This is a genomic window from Maritimimonas sp. 2210JD6-3 (assembly GCF_056591795.1).
The window spans coordinates 85,983-108,823 of record NZ_JBWQOJ010000003.1 but is presented as its reverse complement, the minus strand read 5'-3'; the positions used below and the strand labels follow the sequence as shown (position 1 = coordinate 108,823).

Below are 22,841 nucleotides of genomic sequence, written 5' to 3'. Positions count from 1 at the left end.
GTAGAAAAATGAGAAAAATTATTAAAAATAAAATTTTATGGATTGTGACTATATTGATAGTTGCAGTATCATGTGAAACGACTGAACTTGATCTTTTGCAAGATCCAAACGTTCCGACACCTGAAAGCCTAGATCCTGATACTAATCTTAATTTCGTACTGTATAGCTTTGCAGAGTTCTTTGAAGATGCTACTGAGGCCGGAGCTGAGGCTGTGAGATTAGAATATATGTTCGATACATATGCTGTTAATTATATAAACACCAATACTGAATTATCGGGTATGTGGACTACAGCTTATGCTGATATTCTAAATGAAATTGAATCAATTCAATCCATACTGGTTGAACAGAATAGAACCAACCAAATTGGCGTTTTAAAAATCATTAGAGCTTACACGATGATGACCATGGTAGATTATTTTGGTGATGTACCATTTACAGAAGCACTTCAAGGTAGTGCCAACTTCCCTGGAGTTGATTCCGCTGAAAGTATTTATGAAGCTGCATTAGCTGATTTGAATGGTGCAATTGAAGATTTTCAAGCAGGTGGAGTTGCATTACCAAGTTCAGAGTTATTTTATGGTGGAGATACTGATAAATGGACTAAGCTTGCTAATACTTTGAAACTAAGATATTATCTGAATACTCGATTAGTTAATGAGGCTGCTTCAGCTACTGCAATTGCTGATTTATTAACTGCTGATGATTTAATAACTACAAGTGCAGATGATTTTAAATGGAATGCAGGTACGTCAAACAACCCACAAAGTAAGCACCAATATTATGTTGAAGAATATGAAGCGGCCAACACTGGTGAATATATTCCTAATTACTTAGCATGGGCAATGACTGAAGAAAAAGACATGGATGATCCTAGATTAAGATACTATATCTACAGACAGACAGATGCTTTTCCAACTGATCCAGCTACTTTAAACAATGAAATCGATTGTTGGAATGACCCTAGACCAGATACGTATGCAGCTGTAGACGCTATTTCTGCGGCACCATTACCTTTCTGTGCACTATTTGATAGAGGCGATGGTTATTGGGGTAGAGATCATTCAGAAAATGATGGTATTCCACCGGATAATACTAAAAGAATGACATTTGGTGTATATCCTGTAGGTGGTCGATTCGACGACAATGACGCTGTACGTATTAGATCAGGTCAAGGACAACAAGGAGCTGGAATATGGCCTATCATGATGGATTCTTTTGTTTACTTTATGCGTGCAGAAGCTGCACTATATTTAGGTACTGGTGAAGATGCTAGAGCAATGTTAGAAACTGGTGTTAGAGAATCTATTACTACTGTTCAAGCTTCACTTCAGAACCCTGATTCTTTTTCTAATGTACCAGATTCAGATGATGTAGATGCATATGTTACCAAAGTTTTAGAATTATATGATACCGCTACAACTAACGATGAAAGAATGGCTGTTGTAGGTAAAGAATATTGGTTAGCAATGTATGGTAATGGTGTAGAAGGTTATAACCTTTATAGAAGAACTGGAACACCTATTAACTTACAGCCAACATATTTAGGTACGGGTAGTTTCCCTAGATCATTCTTATATCCTAACGTAAGTGTAGATAGAAATCCAAACATAAACCAAAAGTCTGGACTTACAGAACAAGTATTCTGGGATAACAATCCAGCTGGTTTCATTCAATAATATAATAAATTATGAGAAATATATATAAAATATTAATGATTGCACTGCTGATAACAGCATGTAAAGATGATGATACACTTCCTGTAGATTTTGATGATTTAATAGTGAGTGGAGGCGCTTTTGCTACTGAACTTTCTACAGATGGTTCAACAAACATCAATAAATTAAATCCAAGTGCTTCTGAATTTTCTAAGACGTATCAATTAGTTACTCCAAATGGAGGTAGCGATATATCAAAGGTTGATGTATATGTTAGTTTCAATGGAATTAATACTCAGGCTGCTGAAGTATTATTGACTACTGTAAATTCAGATAATTTTTCACAAGGTGCAGATTATCCTGAAGCTACTGTGGCTGTAAATGGAGGTTCAATATTAAGTGCTCTTGGATTAGATCCTGATCAACTAGAAGGTGGAGATAATTTTAACTTTAGATTGGCTCTTACAACACCAGAAGGTACTTTTACTGACGTGAGTGCTAACTTTGACAATCAATCTGCCGATCATAATTTTTCAGCTTCAGTTGTTTGTGAACTAGAAATAGTTCCTGCAGGTAACTGGGTGGTTGATATGCAAGATTCATTTGGCGATGGATGGCAAACTTCAACTGGAAATGGTGGTCCAGGTATTACGGTTACGTTAAGTAATGGTGAAGTAATTCAAGTAGGGCTTTGTACTCCTTATGAAGCAAATGATTATGCTTGCGTTGATGAGAGTAGTGCTGGTTCAGCAACTGTTACAATTCCAGATGGAATAACAAGTGCTGAATGGAATTTCCCTGGTGATTTTTATGGAGAGATAACTTTCCAGATATATGCTCCAAGTGGAAATTTAGTAGCATCATATTTGACTGGAGGTCCAGCTGGTCCAATAGCACTAAATTTATGTAACGAATAAAATAATTTCTATTAGTTTTTTTAAGAGGCTGTCTGAAAAGGCAGTCTTTTTTTTGCAATTTTTAGAGTTATTTTTTAACTTTAAGGATGCGCAAAAAAGTAGTTTTCAAAACTTACCATCAAGATCAGTTAAGTTTATTACCTCCAAGTTATGATGATTTAGTTCCTGTGAATCATCCCGTTCGTGTTGTAAACACGATAGTAGATAATTTAGACATTACAGCATTAGAGCAAAGTTACAAGGGCGGTGGCACTTCGAGTTACCATCCCCGTATGCTCTTAAAGGTTATTATTTATGCCTACTTGCGCAATTTATATTCTTCGCGAAAGATAGAACAGGCTTTGAGTGAAAATATTCATTTTATGTGGCTTAGCGGCCAGAACAAGCCCGACCACAATACGATCAATGATTTTAGGGGCAAACGCTTAAAAGTACATTTAAAGAAAATCTTTAATCAAGTGGTCTTGCTACTGGTAGAGCAAGGCGTTGTAAATTTAAAAGATCTTTATGTAGATGGCACCAAGATAGAGGCCAATGCCAATCGCTACACGTTTGTTTGGGGCAAGTCTATTGCCAAAAACAGATCCCGTATACAAAAGCAGCTCAAAGAACTCTGGACTTATGTAGAGATGGTTTATAAAGAAGAACAACATATCCCCAATACACCAGACTTTGAAGCCATTGATGCACAACAGGTGGAAGCAACAATACATAAGATCAATGATGCTTTAAAAGGAAAAGCCATAGATAAAAAAGTAAAACAAAAATTGAACTATGCCAAGAAGAACTGGCCTTCTAATCTTAAAAAATACGACAAACAAGAAGCTATCTTAAAAGACAGGAACAGTTATAGCAAGACCGATACAGATGCTACCTTTATGCGCATGAAGGATGACCATATGCAAAACGGACAACTCAAACCGGGCTACAACCTACAGGCCTCTACCAATAACCAATACATTACGGGTTACACCCTTGGGCAGACCACAGCAGATACCACATTGTTAAAAGACCATATAGAAGATCACATAGAATCTTATAATGAAACACCCGAAAGTATAACCGCTGATGCAGGCTATGGCAGTGAAGAGAACTATACTGATTTAGAAGCCAAAAATATAGATGCCTTTGTAAAGTACAACTACTTTCATAAAGAACAAAGACAAAGCAAAAAAGAGCCCAATCCTTTCCATCCAGACCAGCTATACTACAATAAAGACACAGACACCTATTACTGTCCAATGGGACAAGCCATGGGCAATATTGGTAGTTACAACAAGAAAACAAAAACAGGCTTTGAGCAGACCATCACACGCTACAGGGCACAAAACTGCAATGGCTGCCCAGTTAGAAGCCTGTGCCACAAAGCCAAAGGTAATCGTATTATAGAACGCAACTATAATCTAATACGACTAAAAGCACAAGCCAAAACTTTACTGACAAGCCAACAAGGCATTGAAAAACGCAAACAACGCTGCTGGGATGTAGAAGCTGTTCTTGGAAACATCAAACAAAATATGAACTTTAAACACTTTATGCTTAAGGGAATCGATAAAGTAAATGTAGAAATAGGGCTTATTGCAATGGCACATAACCTTAAAAAGTTTAATTTAACCATATAAGCCAACTTAACTACTTTTTACTTTACTCTTTTTAATCAATAAAATGAACATCATTAAAAAATCGAATAGAACTAATAAAAAACCAAATTCATAGACATCGATTAACTAATTAACCCGAGTTTCCTAAAAATAGGAGCATAATAAGTTTTAGTATTTTAGAGTTACAAAAAAAAAACACCAACTCAAAATGCTCCAAGACAAAGTTATAGGAATCTATTGTGTAGTAGATGATATTTTAAAAGAAATGAACCATAAAGAACATAGCAATAGAAAATTCAGTGACAGCCAAGTGTTATCAACAGCAATAGTCTCAGCATTGCTCTTTAATGGTAATCAAACCAAAGCACTGTCATACATCAAGAGCCATATGTTTAAAACTATGATTAACAAAAGTGGTTTCACAAAGCGATTGCACAGACTTAAAGAATTATTATTGACTATCTTTTTTAGTATTGGTAGAGTTTTTAAATATATTCATTGTGAAATGGAATATATTATAGATTCCTTTCCTGTTAGAGTTTGTCATAACATACGCATAAGTCGATCCAAGCTATTAAAAGGAGAATCATATCGAGGATATAATGCCTCTAAGAGAGAATATTTTTATGGTTTTAAAGTCCAGTTAATAACCCCCAAAGCAGGTATACCTGTGGAGATGTACTTGGTAGAAGGTAAGGAACACGACTCACAGATTCTACAACGTATGTACCATGATTTACCAGCAGAAAGTGCGTTATATGGGGATAATGGCTATACAGATTATGAACTAGAAGATCTCTTTAAAGAAACAGAGCAGGTTCGTTTACAAATAGCAAGAAAAACCAATTCTAAAAGAAAGGATAAGCCTTATCTTGCTTACATAAAGAAGCCATGAGGAAAATTATTGAAACTTCCATTAGTCAAATTTGCAGCTTAATGCCTAGACACATTAATGCTGTAACTACTAATGGATTTATTATAAAACTAATACTGTTTGTGATGGCTTTTCAAATCAAACAGATAATCTAATAATTGGAAACTCGAGTTAATTAACGTGAATAATGCTTAAGCAGCCCATAAACATAGTTGGTTAGTTTCAATGGGAGTAATATTCAATGATGGTTTCTTAGGGAAGAAGCAGTAAGCTGTCAATCCGGCGATCAGGTTGACCAAGAAGCCCTTTACGGACCGATGTCTAGTGTGCTCTACCTTACAGATGTTCTTGAGTTCGTCGTTAACGGATTCTACCAAGGCTCTTTTTCGCAGCAGTATTGCATCCACATCAGATAGGTTCTGTTTCTTCATGTTCTTTCTCACTTTAGTGATGAGTTGGATGCCATCTTGGAAGAGCAGTTCGGCCAATGCCTTGGATATATAGCCTTTGTCTCCAAAGAGTTTTCCAAAGACCTCTTTGGTCATAGCGGTCATTAGCTCAATGTTTCTGTCATCTACATTTCCCTTGGTGAGATAGAAAGACAACAGCTCGCCTTTGTCATTGATGATCAGGTGCAGCTTAAAGCCAAAGAACCAGCCCATAGTGGACTTTCCCTTTGTAGCAATGCCCTTAAAGACACGGTGTTGTTTCTCACGCTTGACATGACATACACGCAACAAGGTAGAGTCAATATAGTTTATACCTCTGGACTTGCCCAAACCACGATATTTTAAATACAACATCAAGGGCAACAGGATACGTTCCTACCTTGCGTTAAACCGCTCATGGCTTATCAGGCCAGGAAACAAATCAATAAGGTGCTTGCAGACATATTGATTATAAAAATGTTTAAAATTGGTAAACTGTCCAAAATGAAACAGCAGATAGATGCTCATCATTTCTGAATCAGACAATTTCCCTTTTCGGTTGCGTCTATTTACCAATGAATCCTCTAATAGTGGACGATTTTCTAATTGTGAAGCAAATTCTATGTAAAAATCGTCCACTTCTACAAAGAATTCCGTAACCTTATCTCTAAGCATTAAAAGTGTTTTTACTGTTTAATTTACTGAAAATCAGAAAAATAAACTAAAATAAAAACACTTTTTTCTTATCCATTATTCACGTTAATTAAAAAAACATTATATTTATTGTATAAAAAAAGATCATGAAAACTTATAGAATTATACTCACCATATTAATTTTCTTAAATATTAATGTTTTTTCTCAAGCTGTTGTAGATGAGCCAAATCAATATGAAACAACATGGCGAAATTTACAGGTAGTTAGAAATATGCTTAATAACCAAGATAACTCAAAACCTATTAATTTTAAAGATATAAAAGGGAGTCCTTACCTTTATGATACCTTTAAAAAAGGTGATTTTTTTGTAAATAATAAGTTATTAGGGACATTTAATTTAAGATATAATGTATATTCTGATGAAATAGAAGTTTTAGATGATCATCAATTAAAGAATATAAATAATGACAATTTAAAACTTGAAGCCTTTTTAAGATTAGATAATTCTAAAGCCATTATTGAAGACAAAACAATTGAGTTTTATAATTATAAGAATAATAAAGAAATTGATAGTAAAGGTTACTTTATTGTACTTCATAAAAATGACACCCAATCACTTTTAGTTAAAAAACGTTGTGTGTTAACACCTCCTCGTAAAGCTGCTACTTTTAACGAAGCTGATAGAGCGGCAAAATTCAATATTTATAATGATTATTATATTCTTTCAAACGACCAGATTACACCAAAAAAATTTGAAATGAAGAAGAATGAGGTTTTAAAATTATTCCCAGAGAAGAAAGAAATAATAAAAACATTTATTAAAAAGAATAAAATTGATCTTAAAGATGAAGACGATATTATAAAGCTTTTTAAATTCATTTCTTTTTAATACTAAAATCATCACTTTCTGACAGTAGTACTAAGTCCTTTATTGCAATTCTATTATACAAAAAGAAAAATAGCTTTTTTTAAAAGCAACCTTTTAAAAAAATTTCATCTATGGTTTAGCGATGAGTGTCTTCAACTTTTTATTTAACTATTTTTTACTTTTTTATGTTAAAAAGTTGGTTTTTTAACTAATTATTAAGACTTTTGGTCGCAATTAATTCAAATAATTATATAATGAAAACAAAGTTTAGTGGAATTTTAACGCTATTACTGGCGTTTATTGTGCAATTTACTTTTGCACAAGAAAAAACTATCACTGGTACCGTTTCTGACGAATCAGGTCCTTTACCGGGTGTTAGTATATTAATTAAAGGTACTGCTACTGGTACTCAAACAGATTTTGATGGTAATTATACTATCAAAGCTAAAGAAGGTGATGTGCTTGTATTTAGTTTTGTAGGAATGACAGCACAGGAAAAAACAGTTGGTGCTTCAAATGTAATAAATGTTACTTTATCAGCAGATAATGTATTGGATGAGGTTGTCATAGTAGGTTTTGGACAACAAACTAAGAAATCTCTTACAACATCGGTAGCTAAAGTAGAAGCTGAAGATATTAGATCAATAGCTACACCTACAATTTCTGGTGCTCTACAAGGAGCTGCTAATGGTCTTCAAGTGAATCAAAATTCTGGTGTGCCAGGAGCTGCATTTTCGGTTAGAATTCGTGGAGCAAGTTCTATAAACGGTTCTAATGAACCCTTGTATGTTGTTGATGGTGTGCCAATTTTATCAGGTAGTATTGGTCCTAATGCTTTCGGTGGACAAGACAACGACGTTCTTGCAAACTTAAACTTTAATGATATTGAATCTATTCAAGTTTTAAAGGATGCTTCGTCAGCTGCAATATATGGAGCAAGAGGTGCTAATGGTGTAGTTTTAATTACGACCAAAAGAGGTAAATCTGGTAAGGTAGGCGTAGAAATTAATTCATATGTTGGTTTTCAAGAAGAAATTAAGCGATATGAAGTTATGACTGCTGGAGAATATTACAGATTTGCCGATACCGCTTTTGATAATCAATTTGGTTTGAGTGGTGCAGGAATCTGGTCGGGTGCTAATGGCTTTACAGCTAGTGAAGAATTTTACAATTCAGATTTTGGTGATAATTATGTTGATGCTATCTACGAAGAGAGTCAACCAGCAATAATGCAAACAGATGTTACTATATCTGGTGGTTCAGAAAGTGCTAGATTTTATGCGAATTTTTCTAATTTTAATCAACCTGGCGTAATTAAAGGTCAGAATTTCGACAGAAGATCTTTAACGTTTAATGCAAACTTTACGGCCTCTGAAAAATTGAATATTGAAGCCTCAACTTCTATTACTCAATCCAATAATGCTCGTATCAATGGTGATAATAATATTTTTGGAGCCTTGACCACTTCAGTCCTAGAATTACCAGGTAATGACTTGTTTAATGACGACGGCACATTTAATACGGCGCCTTTCATTTTCTCAAACCCTTTACAAAATGCAGTGGTTGATAAATCTGATTCAAGAACATTAAGAATCATTTCTAACATTGGTTTAGGATATAAAATTTTAGATAATTTAACTTTAAATTCTAAGGCCTCTTTAGAGCGTTTAGATTTTAAGCAATTGGTATTTTCTCCGGCTACAACAAGGAGAGGAGCAGCCTCGGGCGGACAATCAACTAAAAACATACGATTAATAAATCGTTGGAATGTAACCAATACGTTGAACTACAATACTGCATTTGGTGATAATTGGGATTTAAATGCATTATTAGGTTTTTCATTTGAGGGAACAAATACAGATTTAACTGACGTTCAGGCAAACAGTTTGCCATCAGGTTTTGAATTGCCTGGTGCGGGAGCGACACCGATTACTACAAACAATGTAATAAATGAAAATAAGATTTTCTCTTATTTTAGTAGAGTTGGTATTTCATATCTAGATAAATTATTTATTGAAGGTACAATGAGAGCAGATGCTTCTTCTGTTTTTGGAGCTGACAATGCAATTGGTTACTTCCCTGCGGCTTCTATAGGTTACTTATTATCTGAAGAAAATTGGTTCAAAAATGGTGTAGTAAGTTCATTAAAACTAAGAGCTTCTTGGGGACAAACAGGTAACCAGTCGGGTATTGGTAATTTTGGTTCAAGATTCTTAGGAGGTGTAACAAATTATACAACTCGCCCAGGTACGGCAATAACACAACTTGGTGCTCCAGATTTAACTTGGGAGACAACTACACAAATCGATTTAGGGGTAGATCTAACTTTATTTAAGAAAATAGATATAACCTACGATTATTATAACAAGGATACTGAAGATGTCTTATTAAATAGACCTTTGAGAACTTCTTCTGGTTTTGGTACTGTTGCAGCGAATGTTGGTAGTATCACAAACAAAGGACATGAATTTGCTATTAGTGCAAGAATTTTTGAAGGAGATTTTCAATGGACAGCTCAGTTTCAAGCAGCATATCTAGATAATGAAATTACATCTTTACAAAGAGATGCTGCGGGTAATTTTATTCCAATTGACGCAGGATTTGCTACCAGATTAGCTGTTGGTCAACCATTAGGTGCGTTCTTCGGTTTAGAATCTGACGGGTTATGGCAGCAAGGTGACAATATTCCTGCCGCTCTTGTTGCAAGAGGAGTAAGTCCTGGTGATCAAAGATATATCGATCATGATGGAGATGGTAATATTACGGCAAATGATAGAGTGTTCGTAGGTAATCCACTTCCAAAATGGACTGGTAACTTTAGAAATAACTTTAGATGGAAAGGATTTGATTTATCAGCGAATTTCCAATTTGAAGAAGATAAAGATATATTTAACAACTCACTTGCATTTGGAGGTTCTTCTGGTTCATTTATTTTCAACAAGTTCAGAGATCAATTAGATTATTGGACTCCAGAAAATACTGACACAGACTTACCTAGACCCAACAGAGGTGGTGTACAATCTTATAATAACCAAGATCAATCTAGATTTATTGAAGATGCTTCTTACGTTAGATTAAAAGAGGTTGTTCTAGGATACACATTTACTCCTAAAGTTATAAATCAAGATTTATCTATTAGAGTGTTTGTTGGAGGAGATAATTTAGCTACTTGGACTGACTACTCTGGATTAGATCCTGAAGTAAATACTTTTGGAAATACAAATGCTTCTAGAGGTACCGATTTCTTTACTCAAGGATTGAATAAAGTGTACAAATTTGGTGTAAATGTTAAATTTTAAATTTTAAAAAAATGAAATTATTAATCAATAAAATAGCATGTTTAGGTATAGCTGCTTTACTTTTGTCTAGTTGTGCCGAAGACTTTGTCGAGACAACACCTACAGCAAATGTTCCTGGTGAGTCTGTAATAACCGATGTTGCGTCTGCTGAGAGTGCATTGACAGGTATGTATAGTGCCTTACAATTTAACCGTATTTTTGGTGGTTATGATTTGTTTGGTCCTGGTTTATATGCCGATGAATTAGTGCATACGGGGTCATTCCCTAGTTTTGCGGAAGTTGGAAGTAATGATCCTGCTTTAAATAATTTTGAGGTAACAAACTATTGGACTGATCATTATTCTGCTATCTACAGAGCAAATTTAATTTTAAATAATATTGATAATCCAGCAATAGGCTTATCAGCTGATAATCAGGCAAGAATTGGTGGTCAAGCTAGAGCAGCCCGTGCATTATTATATTATAAATTAGTTAAAATATATGGTGGAGTACCTATAATTCCTGATGCTTTTACTGCTGCAACTGATATTGATGCAAATCCTGTGCCAAGATCTTCTGTATCAGAAGTGTATAATTTTATCTTAGATGATATTACACAGGCTGCAAGTGAACTTCCAGCTGGTTTAGGAATTTTCTTTTTCAATAAAGATGCTGCTACAGTTTTAAAAGCAAAAATTGAAATGGAATTGGGTGATTATGCTTCTGCAAAAACAACCCTAGAGCCTGTTTTGAGTGCTGGATACTCTCTAGCTACTAACTATAGTGATTTATTTGGTAGCATAGCAGACAATGAACCTTTATCAGCAAATACTACGGAAGGTATCTTTTCAATAGATTTTAATGAAACTGATGGAAATAACCAGGGTTTCTTCTTCTTAATTGCAGGTCGTGGTGAAGTTGGTGTAAGTCCTCAATTAGTGAACTCATTTGAAGCAGGTGATACTAGAATTAACTTAATCACTGCTAATGGTGAAGTTGCAAAGTATGCTGATGCTGGTAATGGTGCAGATGATGCTTATGTATATAGATACGCAGATGTTTTATTAATGCAAGCTGAATTATTAGCAAGAGAGGGAAATTATACAGACGCATCAGCTTTTGTAAATCAAGTAAGAAATCGAGCAGGTTTAGGTAACGTCACTCTAGACGCATCAAACTTCATCAATGTTATTGCTAAAGAAAGATTTACAGAACTCTTTGCTGAGTCTTCAGATAGATTATTTACAATTACAAGACTCGGATTAGCTGATGCTATAATCTCAGCCAAGCCTGGTAGTGTTTTTATAGATGCTAGAGATAATTTGTGGCCAATACCACAACAAGAAATTGAAAGAAATGCTGCAATTTCAATAAGTGATCAAAATCCTGGTTACTAATAAATTTTAGTATTTATTCATTATTACATAAAACCACCTCGTTTGAGGTGGTTTTTTTATGCTTATAATTCTCTACATTTGCAATATGCAAACAACAAGCACTACAATTTTTGGTTTAAGGGCGATTGTAGAAGCCATATCTGCTGGAAAAACCATTGAAAAAGTTTATTTACAAAAAGGGCTTAAAGGAAATCTATTTTCAGAGCTTAATGCACTTATCAAAAAACATAACATTTCTTCGAGTTACGTACCCATAGAAAAACTAAATACACTTTCTAAACATCATAACCATCAAGGCGCTGTTGCGAAAACTTCATCTATAGCGTTTCATGATTTAGAAGCTGTAATAGCAAATAATCGTTCAGAGAAACCTCTATATCTTTTACTAGACCAAATTACTGACGTACGTAATTTTGGCGCTATTCTCCGTTCAGCGGAATGCTCTGGTGTTGATGCTGTAGTTATACCAACTAGTGGAAGTGCTCCTTTAAATGCTGATGCTATTAAAACTTCTGCTGGTGCTGCTTTTAAACTACCTATTTGTAAAGTTAATCATCTATTAGATGCTATTTATTTACTACAATCTGAAGAAATTCAAGTGGTTGCTATTACTGAGAAGACAGATAAACTAATATATGATGTTGATCTTACAAAACCTACAGCCGTTGTTATGGGTTCTGAACACAAAGGTATCTCGCCCTCCATTCTTAAAATTTCTGATACAAAAGGTAAACTACCCTTGCTGGGCGATATAGAATCTCTAAATGTTTCTGTTGCTTGTGGCGCTACATTATATGAGGTTGTAAGACAACGACTGTAAACTATTCCTCTTCTTGAGGTTTATCAATAATAAAGTTTCCTTCTTTATCTAGATAAAAATTAGGTTCTTCATAAGATTCTCCTTGCCAGATGTATTGCTTCTTTGTAGGTCCATAATTTCTGTATAAAAAAGCAAATAGTATTCCAACGATAAAACCTGACAAATGCCCTTCCCAAGAAATTCCTTCTTCTATAGGTAAAATATACCAGATCATACTTCCGTATAAAAAAATAACAATTAACGAAACAGCTATAAGTCGATGATATTTACGAATAATACCACTAAAAAGGATAAAACTAAATAGTAAATAAATAATACCGCTCGCCCCGATATGATATGCATCACGCGCGATTAACCATGTTAGTAATCCAGATAATAAGCTTCCATAAATAAGTACTTTGAGTGCAATCTTTCTATAAAAATAGCACAGCGATAATAGCAGCACAAATAGCGGTACGGAATTATTAAAAAGATGCTTAACACCACTATGAATGAATGGAGAAAATACTATGCCTCTAAGTCCCTTTAAAGTTCTAGGATATACTCCATATTTTGTAAAATTATATCCAAATTTTACTTCAAACCAATAAACTATCCATAAAAATAGTACACTATACAGCGAAAAAGCTAATATAAAAGGTGTAAATTTAAACTGCTTCTGTTCTTCTAAAGCTTGCATTAATTTAAAGATAGCAAAATTGAATCCATTGCCTTCATTTAGACAAATTGTCATTACTTTTGTTCTATGACCACTCCATTAGCCGAACGTATTCGACCTCAAACTTTAGATGATTATATTAGTCAGCAACATCTTGTAGGGAAGAATGGTGCATTAACCAATCATATTAAAAAAGGAGTTATTCCTTCATTGATATTATGGGGGCCCCCTGGTATTGGTAAAACTACATTAGCTAATATCATTGCTAAAGAATCTCAACGGCCATTTTATACGCTGAGTGCAATTAATTCTGGCGTTAAAGATGTTCGTGATGTAATTGATAAAGCGAAACAAAGTGGAGGTCTATTTACAGCTAAAAATCCTATTTTATTCATCGATGAAATACATAGGTTTAGTAAATCTCAGCAAGATTCATTACTTGGAGCCGTAGAAAAAGGATGGGTAACGCTGATCGGTGCAACTACAGAGAATCCAAGTTTTGAAGTGATACCTGCCCTGCTCTCTCGTTGTCAGGTTTATATTTTAAATTCTTTTGATAAAGAAGATTTAATGGCGCTTTTAAAGCGAGCTATGAAAGAAGATGAAATAATTTCAAAAAAGAAAATAAAACTCAAAGAGATTGATGCGCTACTGCAACTATCGAGTGGAGATGCTCGTAAGCTGTTAAATGTTTTTGAATTACTGGTAAATTCTGAGGAAGAACCTATTACAATTACAAATGATTTGGTTTTAGCGAAGGTTCAAAAAAACGTTGTTCGTTATGATAAAACTGGTGAGCAACATTATGATATTATTTCAGCTTTTATAAAATCTATACGTGGAAGTGACCCAAATGCAGCTGTATATTGGTTGGCACGAATGGTTGAAGGTGGTGAAGATGTAAAGTTTATTGCTCGTAGAATGGTTATCTTAGCTTCTGAAGACATTGGAAATGCAAATCCTACAGCACTGATATTGGCTACCAATACATTTCAAGCAGTTTCTGTGATTGGATATCCTGAAGCTAGAATTATTTTAAGTCAGTGCGCAGTATATTTAGCAAATTCTCCTAAAAGCAACGCCTCGTATATGGCCATTAAAGAGGCACAACAGTTAGTTAGACAAACAGGCGATCTCTCTGTGCCTTTACATTTAAGGAATGCACCTACTAAATTAATGAAGGATTTAGATTACGGTAAAAATTATCAATATGCTCATAATTATAATGATAATTTTATAGAACAAGAATTTTTACCAGACGAGATTTCAAGTACGAAATTATATGAGCCGGGCAATAATAGTAGAGAAAATAATTTTAGAGCATTTCTAAAAAAACATTGGAAACATAAGTATGACTATTAAAATTTAATAGTCAATTTTTCTACTACTAATGAAGCCCCTTTATAATATTCTGCAAACCATTCACCCTCTTTTTTATATAGAATCCCAGCTTTGTTTTCTAAATAAAAAACATTTTCATTTTTTTGTGATTTAAGTGCCTTGAATACAATCTTAGGTGTACTATCAACTAGTTGAAATCCGTTGGTTGTTGTTTGAGCATATAAAACATTATCAGGATTATCTTTTGATGTAGTTAAGGGCATATTTTCAGCAACAACATCCTTTACCTTAGACATCTCTCCTTTTTCACTAATTTCTGTTACTTCAATATCATCATACTCCAAATCTTCATTAGTGGTAGTATCTTCTTCAACAACCTCAATAATTTCTTCTTTCTTAGTCTTAGCATTTGTTTTTACAATATTAGGATCAAATGAATAATCTTCACCTTTTACAGATTCAAAGGCTTTTCTAAGTGCCTCATGATGCCCTCTTTTAAGATCCTTTATTTTACTACTTCCTTCCAAGGAGGTAAATACAATCGTATTTCGGCAATCAATTAACTCAATAATCAACTTGGTAGTAAACATATTCGAATTTTCTGCAATATTGGCCTTTACGCCTAGGCAAGGATTTTGATATAGCTCTTCGGGATGCTTCTCATCATCAAAAATAGTTTTAAACCCTTCTTTTTCAAATAAGAACTTAGTCAGAGAATTTAGTTGATATTTATCGACAGCTTTTTGAAAACTAAATTGTTTCGGGACAATTACATATTTGTAACTATCTAATTTTTGTGCTGAAATATTAAATATAAAACCTAATAAAAATATAAAAGTGTAGTATTTACGCATGGTTGTTTTATTATTTGATTAAAATTACAAAATCTGTTTTAATTCAGACAACTGTTTTATGCTTATAAAGTCATTTCTGTTTATAGGATTGTTATCAAAATCGCAATAAATTGCTTTCATACCTACATTTAAAGCGCCTTGTATATCTGCTTCAAAACTATCACCAATCATGATACTTTCTGAAGCATGAGCGTTACACAATTCTAACGCATGCTTAAAAATTAAAGGATTTGGTTTTTTTACGTTTACACTCTCTGAGGTAATAATTTGTTTAAAATAGTTGAGAATGTTAGCACTATTTAGTTTTTTATATTGCACTTCATTAAATCCATTAGTAATGATATGTATAGTATAATTAGACTTTAAATAATCTAACACTTCTATACAACCGGCTAACAAATAATTATAATTCGGTAACAGATCGATATAGTCTATAGATAACTTATGAATTAAAGTATCATCAATAGCATATTTTACCTCATCAAATGCTTCTTTAAATCTTCTATATCTTAAATCAGATTTACTTATTTTTTCCTCACGATACAGTTTCCAAAAATGCCTATTAATTGGTTTATACACTTCTAAAAACTTTTTTAAATCTACATTAATAGCATGCTTTTTAAACATTGCTGCAAATGCATTAGCAGAATTAGTTTCGAAGTCCCAAAGTGTGTGATCTAGGTCAAAAAAAACATGCTTTATCTTCATTTTCTAAAAGTAGAAATAAATAACCTTTTAGTCGTTATATTTGTTTTAAATACTTGCTGCTTTTTTGAATCAACAATTACATATTCTTTTTCTTTGCGGATGGTATCCTTCGAGAGTTTCACCTACCAATGGTGATTTTATTCAGCGTCATGCTGAAGCTGTTGCGCTAAAACATACTGTAACAGTTTTACACATAATTTCTGATGATAACGTTAATGGAATTGAATATACTGTGCATAAAGAAAAAGGTGTGAAAACACATATTGCTTACGTCAAGGCAACAAAAAATCCTATTGTAAAAATAAGATTGTTTCGCAAGGCATATACTACATTATTGAACAAAATAGAGACTATTGATCTTATACATGTAAATACCTTATATCCTTTTGGTATTTTTGCCTTACATCAAAAGTGGTTCAAAAAAAGAAACTACATTATCTCTGAGCATTGGACTGGCTATTTACATCCTCAATCTAAAAAATTAGGCTTTTTTCAAAAAATACTTTCAAAAGCAATCACTAAAAACGCAACTTTTATTGCTCCTGTAAGTTATAATTTAGCTGAGAATATGAAACAAATGGGTCTATCGGGTAACTATCAAATAGTGCCTAATGTTGTTGACAACACTTTATTTTTTCCTAATGACAAAAAAGAAAAAAGCTTTAGCATCCTACACATTTCTAATATGAACAACACGCATAAAAATGTTTCAGGTTTTTTAAATGCGCTTAAAGATTTAGAAACTCACATCAAAGATTTAAAAATTACACTGGTTGGTGAAAAATCAAGTAGCTATAAACAATCAGCAAAAGAACGAGGATTAACTACTATACAATTTGTAAACCAAATACCTCAGCAAGAACTTAATACATATTTCGCTGAGGCTGATGTTTTTGTGTTATTTAGTAATTATGAAAATCTACCTTGTGTCATATTAGAATCATTTGCTACAGGAACTCCAGTAATTTCGACCAATGTTGGTGGTATTTCAGAATTTTTCCCACAAAATTTTGGCCTCTTAATAGACAAAGGAAACGAACAACAGCTCAAAGAAGCATTACTGAAAATTTATAATAAGAATATTTCTTTTGCTTCAAAAGAAACAATGCATCAGTACGCGACCAACAATTTTAGCAAAGAAAAAATAGCAAACCAATTTTCAAAATTATATCTAAAAGCTTTAAAGAATAATTGAAATCTATAAGAACTTTCATACTAAACTTTATCTCTAGAGCAGGAAATTATGTGTTCTTAGCAACAATGGTTGCTCGTACTTTGTCATTCTTAGCCTCGTGGATTGCTTTACAATTGATCGATAACAAACCTTTAGGAGTTGTTATTTTTGCTTTTAATATCATTTCTTTTTTTGTACCTCTTAGCGGGTTAGGTCTTCATCAAAGTTTGATAAGATATGGCGCACTAACTAAGTCTGAATTAGAAAAGAAAAACCTATTTATTTATACATTTAAAAAAGGTTTACTAGCTTCTTTGTTACTAATTTTGATAATAGTTATCATTAGTTTTTTGATAAATTTTTCGTTTCGAGAAACTAAATATTATATAATACTACTATCGCTATTAATTTTACCTCTCTATGTTTTAGAACTCATAAAAATATGGTTCAGGTTACAGCTAGATAATAAGAAGTATGCTTACACAGAACTGATTTATAACACTTTATTAGTTATAGCGGTGTTTTTATTAAGTTATCTCTTTAAAGAAAAAGGATATGCTATCGCTTTAATAATTGCTCCAGTTTTCACGGTTCTTATTTTTTTTAGAAAAGTAGGTATTGATTTTAAAAGCTATCAAAAATTAACTATAACAGATTTTAAATTTTACAAATATGGTTTTTTTGCCAGCCTCTCTAATGTAGTAACTCAATTATTATTTATTATCGATATTTTTTTAATAGGTTATCTAATAAAGGATACAGCAATGGTTACCATCTATAAATATGTATCCTTGATTCCCTTTAGTTTGTTGTTTTTACCCAGAGTATTTATTACAACTGATTTTGTTTCATTTACAGAAAATATTTACGATAAAAATTATATCGCAAATTACAAGAAAGGATATATGCAGTTTTTCTTTTTTATTAGTCTATCTATACTCCTAATTTCATTCCTTTTTTCTGAGTATATACTATCGCTATTCGGAACCGAATTTATTCAATATACCGACACTTTTCTTATATTGACAGTGGGTATATGTGGTATTTTAGTATTTAGGGGGTTATTTGGTAATTTATTATCTTCTCTGGGTAAAGCACATATTAATTATTATATCGCCAGTATTGCCCTACTTCTAAATATAGCCTCAAACTTATATCTCATACCCAAGTACGGTATTAAAGGTGCTGCAATAACCTCAGCAGTTTTAATGTGGTTTACCGGAATTACATCGTATGTATGGTTTTTATTTCTTTATAAAAAACTACTTCTTAAAAAGTCTGAAAACCCTAGGTAAGTTATTGTATTTTAAGAGATGGTATTTTTGACTTAGAGCACCAAAACTTTTAAAGTACTCAGCTATTGATTCAATAGACGACCCTCCAAAATTAAATTCTTTATATTCTTTATAATATTTTGAAATAGCACTATCTATTAAAAATGTATTAGCACCATTCTTTCTATTATCAAAATCAGTAGAGGAGATTAGAATAGTAACTTTCTCATGATATTTTATAAAAAAACCAGAAGCAACTAATATATTGTCTTCATAAATAGATAATATATCGCCTACATTTTTCCTCAAGCAAATATTTATTAGCTCTAACAAGACTTTATAATCTTTGTTCTTAATATTTGGCGTTCTTTTACCTACATTTTCTTTAAAAAGTGTTATCAATTTTTCTGGAGTATCACCCCAAATAGTTTTCAAATTAAACTGGTTGGCTCTTTTGATATCTTTTAATCTATCCTTTCTAAATTTTGACCTCATGACTTCGAAATCATCATTTAACACTATATATTGAAATTCTTTCTCGATTACATTATCCTCAATATCATTTATTGAATTATGAGCGTTCATCCTTAATTCAATAAAATTAAATTTGTCGAATGCTTCCTTTAAAAAATCGTTATAATTATAATTTTTGTTTATAAAAAAAACACCTAATTCAAGAAGCCAAAAAGGTGTGTAAATATATTTAATAGTATGTTTTTTTCGCCAAGGTAATGGCATTACAGCTTCGTAGTCATTCAGCACTAAAACTCCCCAATTATCTGCCACACAGTCTAAGTACCAGCTAAAAGCATATACTCTTGAATTTATAGCCTTTTCAATACATGCATTATATTTAATAGTATCTACTTGATCTCTGGCAAAGTATGAAATCATTAGAGCTTATTTTGATAGTATTTTAAACATATCTATGTAGAGTTTTCTCCATCTTCTCCATTTACCTCTATTACTTAAGGTCTCGTTATGGAACAGCGTTATAAAAGTTCCATTTACTTTTTTCACTTCGTTGGCCAATCGTATAATTGCTTGATACGCTTTTTTATTAGATAAGTCTTGATAGTCTCTAAGTGTAACATCCATGACAGCAAAAGGAAAAAGCTTAAGCGGAGTTTGTACTTCGTAATCTAAATCGTAAAAATAAAAAGGTGTACATGTGCTTGCTCTAAATCCGTAGTGTTTAGCATATCCCATGGTATAATCTTCGTCAACTTCTAAATTCACCAAACTCTGATAGGTCTCTGGCATTGTAAAACGTAAATAATGTTGACGTGATCTTTTTACAGGCGAATTGGTAATATTTTCAAGCCTTATTTTCTCTTTCTTTAATAAAAGCTCGTTATTCATAGTATAGTACGATGGGTGTAAACCAACTTTACAATAATCTGCTACAGACTTTATTAACGATTGATATTTACCATTTCTAAAGGAAGTATTTTTATCGAATGTAGAATAATCACCTACTAGAAAGAAGAAGATTGTTTTAATACTATATTCACTTTGTAAATCAATTAACAGTTCATAAGTATCAAAAGGATCTTTTCTAACTCCTAAATTCACCATAATTCTAGACCATAATGTTCTAATATTAAGTTTTGATATATCTCTTAGGTATCCACCGATACCTCGCGCAATTCCCTTTCGTTTGTATTTGTAAGCAATATCTATGTCGATGGTAGAAATAAATTCAAATTTTCGTTCCTTAAACTGAAAATCAGGAGACCTATTAACTAATAGTTCTCTGAACTTATATGCCCAAATATCTATTAAAGGAATCTCTAAAAAACCATGTTTATAAGCAAGACTTTCTTCAGCATCGAAACGATCATACTGATCTTTTACATGAGGTAAATATTCTTCATAACGACTTAACAAATAAAATGAAGCTGCAAAAATATCAAATGGCACACTTGCTTCTTGACGATAGTTAAAAAATGAAGGAATATCATCCCATACTCCCATAGTAATTTCTAAATCATTGATACCTTGCTCAAATAAAAGATTTGAGCTACGAACAAAAATTTCATTGCTCAGAGGCTGCTTAGCATAAGTTAATTTAGCACCTTTATGGGATATAAAATTTTCAACTTTAGTCGTAAAATCAACAGGAATATTTAAAATTCTCGTAAAGAATTGTTTAAAAGTATAGTTTAATCTAGGTGTTATTTTTTGTGTATAAACAAGAAGCATTACATTAAATTACTGTCTGCAAAGCTAAAATAGTCTTTTTCGGTAATTATTAAATGATCAAACACTTTTATATCTAAAGCTGCTCCTGCTTGTTTAATTTTTTCTGTTAAGTTTTTATCTGAAGCACTTGGTGATAACTTTCCTGAAGGATGATTATGACACAAAATAATTCCTATAGCCATAAGTTCAACTGCTTTTTTAAATAGTACTCTAACATCAACTAGAGTTGCTGTTAATCCGCCTTTACTAATTTGATCTTTATGTAAAATCTTATTAGCATTATTTAAATAAAGTACCCAAAACTCCTCATGCCGAAGTTCACCAAGTATAGGTTGCATAATGTTAAAGACACTTTTACTAGATGTAATTTTATCTTCACGTAATGCTTCTTCTAACCTACACCTTCTTGCCAACTCTAATGCTGTAATTATTGTAATAGCTTTAGCTTCACCAATTCCTTTGAACTGCATTAAGTCATGTATTGATAATTTGCTGAATGTATTTAAATTGTTTTCAGCAAAACCTAGTATTCGTTTTGCTAATGCTACAGCAGTTTCTTCTCTAGTACCTGAACCAATCAAAATAGCAATTAATTCAGCATTCGATAATGCTTCTTTTCCTTTTGAAAGTAGCTTTTCACGAGGTCGATCATCTTCACTCCACGATTTAATAGAAAGAGTATTTTTTGTAACATCCATTAATTAAGGATTTGTCTTTAAAGATATAAAAGAAAAAAGTAATACTTTTGCCTTGCCTTATGTCGTTAACTAAGAAATATTTATGAAAATAGTTATTGCGGGTGCCGGTGAAGTTGGTTTTCATTTAGCAAAATTACTTTCGTATGAATATCATGATATCACGCTTATAGATCTTAAAAAAGATAGACTAAGTTACATTGAAAGTAAATTAGACATTCGAACTATAACAGGTGATGCTACTTCAATATCCACTCTAAAAGAAGCTTATGTAAATGATGCCGATTTAGTAATATCGGTATCCTCAAATGAAACTATAAACATCACAGTGTCTGTACTTTCTAAACGTTTAGGCGCGCGAAAGACCATTGCCAGAATTAATAATTCTGAGTTTATTTATTTTAAAGATGAAATTGATTTTGAAGAATTAGGTATTGATGAATTGATTTCAACAGAAGTTTTAGCTACTAGTGAAATTAAATCTTTACTAAGTGAAGCTGCGTTTAACGATATGCATGAATTTGAAAATGGTGAATTGGCTATGATTGGTATCTTATTGACTGAAACTGCACCTTTTGTAGGCATGTCTGTAAAAGCAGCAGCAGCTACCTTTTCTAATATAAACTTTATGCCTATTGCAACAAGAAATATGCATAGAGAAGAAACAATTATCCCTAGAGGGGATACCGTTTTTAAAGCCAATGATCTTGCTTATTTTGTCACTTCAAAAAAAGGTGTTGAAGAATTGTACAAGCTTACTGGTAGGCAAAAAGAAGTTATTAAAGATATCATGATATTAGGTGGTAGTAAAATTGGAGAAAAATCTGCTAAAACACTTTGTGCTAATAAATTAAACATAAAATTAATAGAAAAAAATAAAGAGCGTGCTTTAGAACTAGCAGATAACATACCAAATGCTTTAGTAGTATTAGGAGATGGTAGAGATGTCGAATTATTAGAAGAAGAGAATATTAGTTCTATGGATGTTTTTATAGGTGCAACTGGTAGCGCTGATACCAATATTATGTCATGCCTTATTGCAAAATCTAAAGGTGTAAAAAAAACCATTGCATTAGCAGATAATGTTGATTATACAAATGTTTCTCAATCAATAGGTATCGATACAATTATTAATAAAAAGCTACTTGCAGCAGATAATATATTCAAGTACATTAGAAAAGGCGATGTAAGAGATATTATGACATTAAGTAATTTAAATGTTGAAATTTTAGAGTTTAATGTACGAGAAGATTCTTTAATTACTTCGAAAGTAATCAAAGAACTAAACTTACCTAAAGGTATCACCATTGGTGGTGTTATTAGAGATAGAGAAGGTATTATTGCTCTTGGTGACTTCCAAATTCGTGCCAATGATAAAGTAGTAGTATGTTGCTTTACTGAGAATGTAGGAAAAGTAGAAAAGTTTTTTGACTAGT

General features: G+C 32.6%; 17 protein-coding genes and 2 pseudogenes. 12 read left to right on the top strand and 7 right to left on the bottom strand.

Annotated features, from left to right (window positions below):
- Positions 1-8 precede the first annotated feature (8 nt).
- The 4 genes and pseudogenes from AC1EUY_RS02870 (at position 9) to AC1EUY_RS02855 (ending at position 5,205) form a co-directional block, all read left to right on the top strand.
- Positions 9-1,679, top strand: a complete 1,671-nt coding sequence (locus tag AC1EUY_RS02870; RefSeq protein WP_480193987.1) for a SusD/RagB family nutrient-binding outer membrane lipoprotein — start codon at positions 9-11, stop codon at positions 1,677-1,679.
- Between the two features lie 11 nt (positions 1,680-1,690).
- Positions 1,691-2,575, top strand: coding sequence for a hypothetical protein (locus tag AC1EUY_RS02865; RefSeq protein ID WP_480193986.1), 885 nt, complete (start codon positions 1,691-1,693; stop codon positions 2,573-2,575).
- 86 nt (positions 2,576-2,661) lie between these two features.
- Positions 2,662-4,197 carry an IS1182 family transposase gene (locus AC1EUY_RS02860; RefSeq protein ID WP_480193985.1) on the top strand — a complete coding sequence of 512 codons (1,536 nt, stop codon included), beginning with the start codon at positions 2,662-2,664 and terminating at the stop codon, positions 4,195-4,197.
- 187 nt (positions 4,198-4,384) lie between these two features.
- Positions 4,385-5,205 (top strand): annotated as a pseudogene (locus AC1EUY_RS02855) (IS982 family transposase).
- A gap of 36 nt (positions 5,206-5,241) precedes the next feature.
- Here AC1EUY_RS02855 and AC1EUY_RS02850 read toward each other — a convergent pair.
- Positions 5,242-6,153: pseudogene (locus tag AC1EUY_RS02850) on the bottom strand (IS982 family transposase).
- A 125-nt stretch (positions 6,154-6,278) separates the two neighbouring features.
- Between AC1EUY_RS02850 and AC1EUY_RS02845 the strand changes: the two are divergent.
- The 4 genes from AC1EUY_RS02845 to rlmB all read left to right on the top strand — a co-directional run bounded on the left by AC1EUY_RS02845 (position 6,279) and on the right by rlmB (position 12,496).
- Positions 6,279-7,022, top strand: a complete 744-nt coding sequence (locus AC1EUY_RS02845) for a hypothetical protein (protein ID WP_480193984.1) — start codon at positions 6,279-6,281, stop codon at positions 7,020-7,022.
- A gap of 233 nt (positions 7,023-7,255) precedes the next feature.
- Entirely contained in the window at positions 7,256-10,300 is a 3,045-nt protein-coding gene (locus tag AC1EUY_RS02840) for a SusC/RagA family TonB-linked outer membrane protein (RefSeq protein ID WP_480193983.1), read from the top strand.
- Positions 10,301-10,311: 11 nt separating this feature from the next.
- A complete protein-coding gene (locus tag AC1EUY_RS02835; RefSeq protein WP_480193982.1) occupies positions 10,312-11,676 on the top strand; it encodes a RagB/SusD family nutrient uptake outer membrane protein in 1,365 nt (454 codons plus the stop codon).
- Between the two features lie 85 nt (positions 11,677-11,761).
- The gene (gene rlmB / locus AC1EUY_RS02830) at positions 11,762-12,496 is read left to right on the top strand and encodes a 23S rRNA (guanosine(2251)-2'-O)-methyltransferase RlmB (RefSeq protein ID WP_480193981.1); all 735 of its coding nucleotides are present in this window, start codon (positions 11,762-11,764) and stop codon (positions 12,494-12,496) included.
- Between the two features lies 1 nt (position 12,497).
- Here rlmB and AC1EUY_RS02825 read toward each other — a convergent pair whose 3' ends face one another.
- On the bottom strand, positions 12,498-13,229 hold the full coding sequence (locus AC1EUY_RS02825; RefSeq protein WP_480193980.1) for a rhomboid family intramembrane serine protease: 732 nt from the start codon (positions 13,227-13,229) through the stop codon (positions 12,498-12,500).
- A gap of 12 nt (positions 13,230-13,241) precedes the next feature.
- Between AC1EUY_RS02825 and AC1EUY_RS02820 the strand changes: the two genes are divergently transcribed.
- Entirely contained in the window at positions 13,242-14,516 is a 1,275-nt protein-coding gene (locus tag AC1EUY_RS02820; RefSeq protein WP_480193979.1) for a replication-associated recombination protein A, read from the top strand.
- Here AC1EUY_RS02820 and AC1EUY_RS02815 read toward each other — a convergent pair.
- Both AC1EUY_RS02815 and AC1EUY_RS02810 read right to left on the bottom strand, forming a co-directional pair.
- The gene (locus tag AC1EUY_RS02815; RefSeq protein ID WP_480193978.1) at positions 14,513-15,349 is read right to left on the bottom strand and encodes a hypothetical protein; all 837 of its coding nucleotides are present in this window, start codon (positions 15,347-15,349) and stop codon (positions 14,513-14,515) included. The two genes, AC1EUY_RS02820 and AC1EUY_RS02815, sit on opposite strands and share 4 nt — an antisense overlap.
- A 24-nt stretch (positions 15,350-15,373) precedes the next feature.
- Entirely contained in the window at positions 15,374-16,057 is a 684-nt protein-coding gene (locus tag AC1EUY_RS02810) for a YjjG family noncanonical pyrimidine nucleotidase (protein ID WP_480193977.1), read from the bottom strand.
- A gap of 64 nt (positions 16,058-16,121) precedes the next feature.
- Here AC1EUY_RS02810 and AC1EUY_RS02805 point away from each other — a divergent pair, with 64 nt between their 5' ends.
- Both AC1EUY_RS02805 and AC1EUY_RS02800 read left to right on the top strand, forming a co-directional pair.
- On the top strand, positions 16,122-17,252 hold the full coding sequence (locus AC1EUY_RS02805; protein WP_480193976.1) for a glycosyltransferase family 4 protein: 1,131 nt from the start codon (positions 16,122-16,124) through the stop codon (positions 17,250-17,252).
- Positions 17,249-18,526: an oligosaccharide flippase family protein gene (locus AC1EUY_RS02800; RefSeq protein ID WP_480193975.1), complete on the top strand. Its 1,278-nt coding sequence runs from the start codon at positions 17,249-17,251 to the stop codon at positions 18,524-18,526. The genes AC1EUY_RS02805 and AC1EUY_RS02800 overlap by 4 nt, the downstream gene beginning before the upstream one ends.
- On the opposite strand, the gene AC1EUY_RS02795 is transcribed toward AC1EUY_RS02800, so the two are convergent.
- The 3 genes from AC1EUY_RS02795 to radC are packed head-to-tail and all read right to left on the bottom strand — an operon-like array spanning position 18,494 to position 21,408.
- Positions 18,494-19,399: a hypothetical protein gene (locus tag AC1EUY_RS02795; protein ID WP_480193974.1), complete on the bottom strand. Its 906-nt coding sequence runs from the start codon at positions 19,397-19,399 to the stop codon at positions 18,494-18,496. The two genes, AC1EUY_RS02800 and AC1EUY_RS02795, sit on opposite strands and share 33 nt — an antisense overlap.
- A gap of 6 nt (positions 19,400-19,405) precedes the next feature.
- Positions 19,406-20,710, bottom strand: coding sequence for a polysaccharide deacetylase family protein (locus AC1EUY_RS02790; RefSeq protein WP_480193973.1), 1,305 nt, complete (start codon positions 20,708-20,710; stop codon positions 19,406-19,408).
- Positions 20,710-21,408, bottom strand: coding sequence for a RadC family protein (radC, locus tag AC1EUY_RS02785; RefSeq protein ID WP_480193972.1), 699 nt, complete (start codon positions 21,406-21,408; stop codon positions 20,710-20,712). Before radC ends, AC1EUY_RS02790 begins: the two co-directional genes overlap by 1 nt.
- A gap of 82 nt (positions 21,409-21,490) precedes the next feature.
- On the opposite strand from radC, the gene trkA reads away from it, so the two are divergent.
- Positions 21,491-22,840 carry a Trk system potassium transporter TrkA gene (trkA, locus tag AC1EUY_RS02780; RefSeq protein WP_480193971.1) on the top strand — a complete coding sequence of 450 codons (1,350 nt, stop codon included), beginning with the start codon at positions 21,491-21,493 and terminating at the stop codon, positions 22,838-22,840.
- Position 22,841: the final 1 nt, after the last annotated feature.

Excerpts from the sequence above, each read along its gene's own strand:
- AC1EUY_RS02840 (WP_480193983.1), top strand. The coding sequence starts at position 7,256 with ATGAAAACAAAGTTTAGTGGAATTTTAACGCTATTACTGGCGTTTATT.
- AC1EUY_RS02860 (WP_480193985.1), top strand. The coding sequence starts at position 2,662 with ATGCGCAAAAAAGTAGTTTTCAAAACTTACCATCAAGATCAGTTAAGT.
- AC1EUY_RS02825 (WP_480193980.1), bottom strand. The coding sequence starts at position 13,229 with ATGACAATTTGTCTAAATGAAGGCAATGGATTCAATTTTGCTATCTTT.
- trkA (WP_480193971.1), top strand. The coding sequence starts at position 21,491 with ATGAAAATAGTTATTGCGGGTGCCGGTGAAGTTGGTTTTCATTTAGCA.
- radC (WP_480193972.1), bottom strand. The coding sequence starts at position 21,408 with ATGGATGTTACAAAAAATACTCTTTCTATTAAATCGTGGAGTGAAGAT.
- AC1EUY_RS02790 (WP_480193973.1), bottom strand. The coding sequence starts at position 20,710 with ATGCTTCTTGTTTATACACAAAAAATAACACCTAGATTAAACTATACT.
- AC1EUY_RS02810 (WP_480193977.1), bottom strand. The coding sequence starts at position 16,057 with ATGAAGATAAAGCATGTTTTTTTTGACCTAGATCACACACTTTGGGAC.
- AC1EUY_RS02835 (WP_480193982.1), top strand. The coding sequence starts at position 10,312 with ATGAAATTATTAATCAATAAAATAGCATGTTTAGGTATAGCTGCTTTA.
- rlmB (WP_480193981.1), top strand. The coding sequence starts at position 11,762 with ATGCAAACAACAAGCACTACAATTTTTGGTTTAAGGGCGATTGTAGAA.
- AC1EUY_RS02865 (WP_480193986.1), top strand. The coding sequence starts at position 1,691 with ATGAGAAATATATATAAAATATTAATGATTGCACTGCTGATAACAGCA.
- AC1EUY_RS02815 (WP_480193978.1), bottom strand. The coding sequence starts at position 15,349 with ATGCGTAAATACTACACTTTTATATTTTTATTAGGTTTTATATTTAAT.
- AC1EUY_RS02795 (WP_480193974.1), bottom strand. The coding sequence starts at position 19,399 with ATGATTTCATACTTTGCCAGAGATCAAGTAGATACTATTAAATATAAT.
- AC1EUY_RS02870 (WP_480193987.1), top strand. The coding sequence starts at position 9 with ATGAGAAAAATTATTAAAAATAAAATTTTATGGATTGTGACTATATTG.
- AC1EUY_RS02845 (WP_480193984.1), top strand. The coding sequence starts at position 6,279 with ATGAAAACTTATAGAATTATACTCACCATATTAATTTTCTTAAATATT.
- AC1EUY_RS02820 (WP_480193979.1), top strand. The coding sequence starts at position 13,242 with ATGACCACTCCATTAGCCGAACGTATTCGACCTCAAACTTTAGATGAT.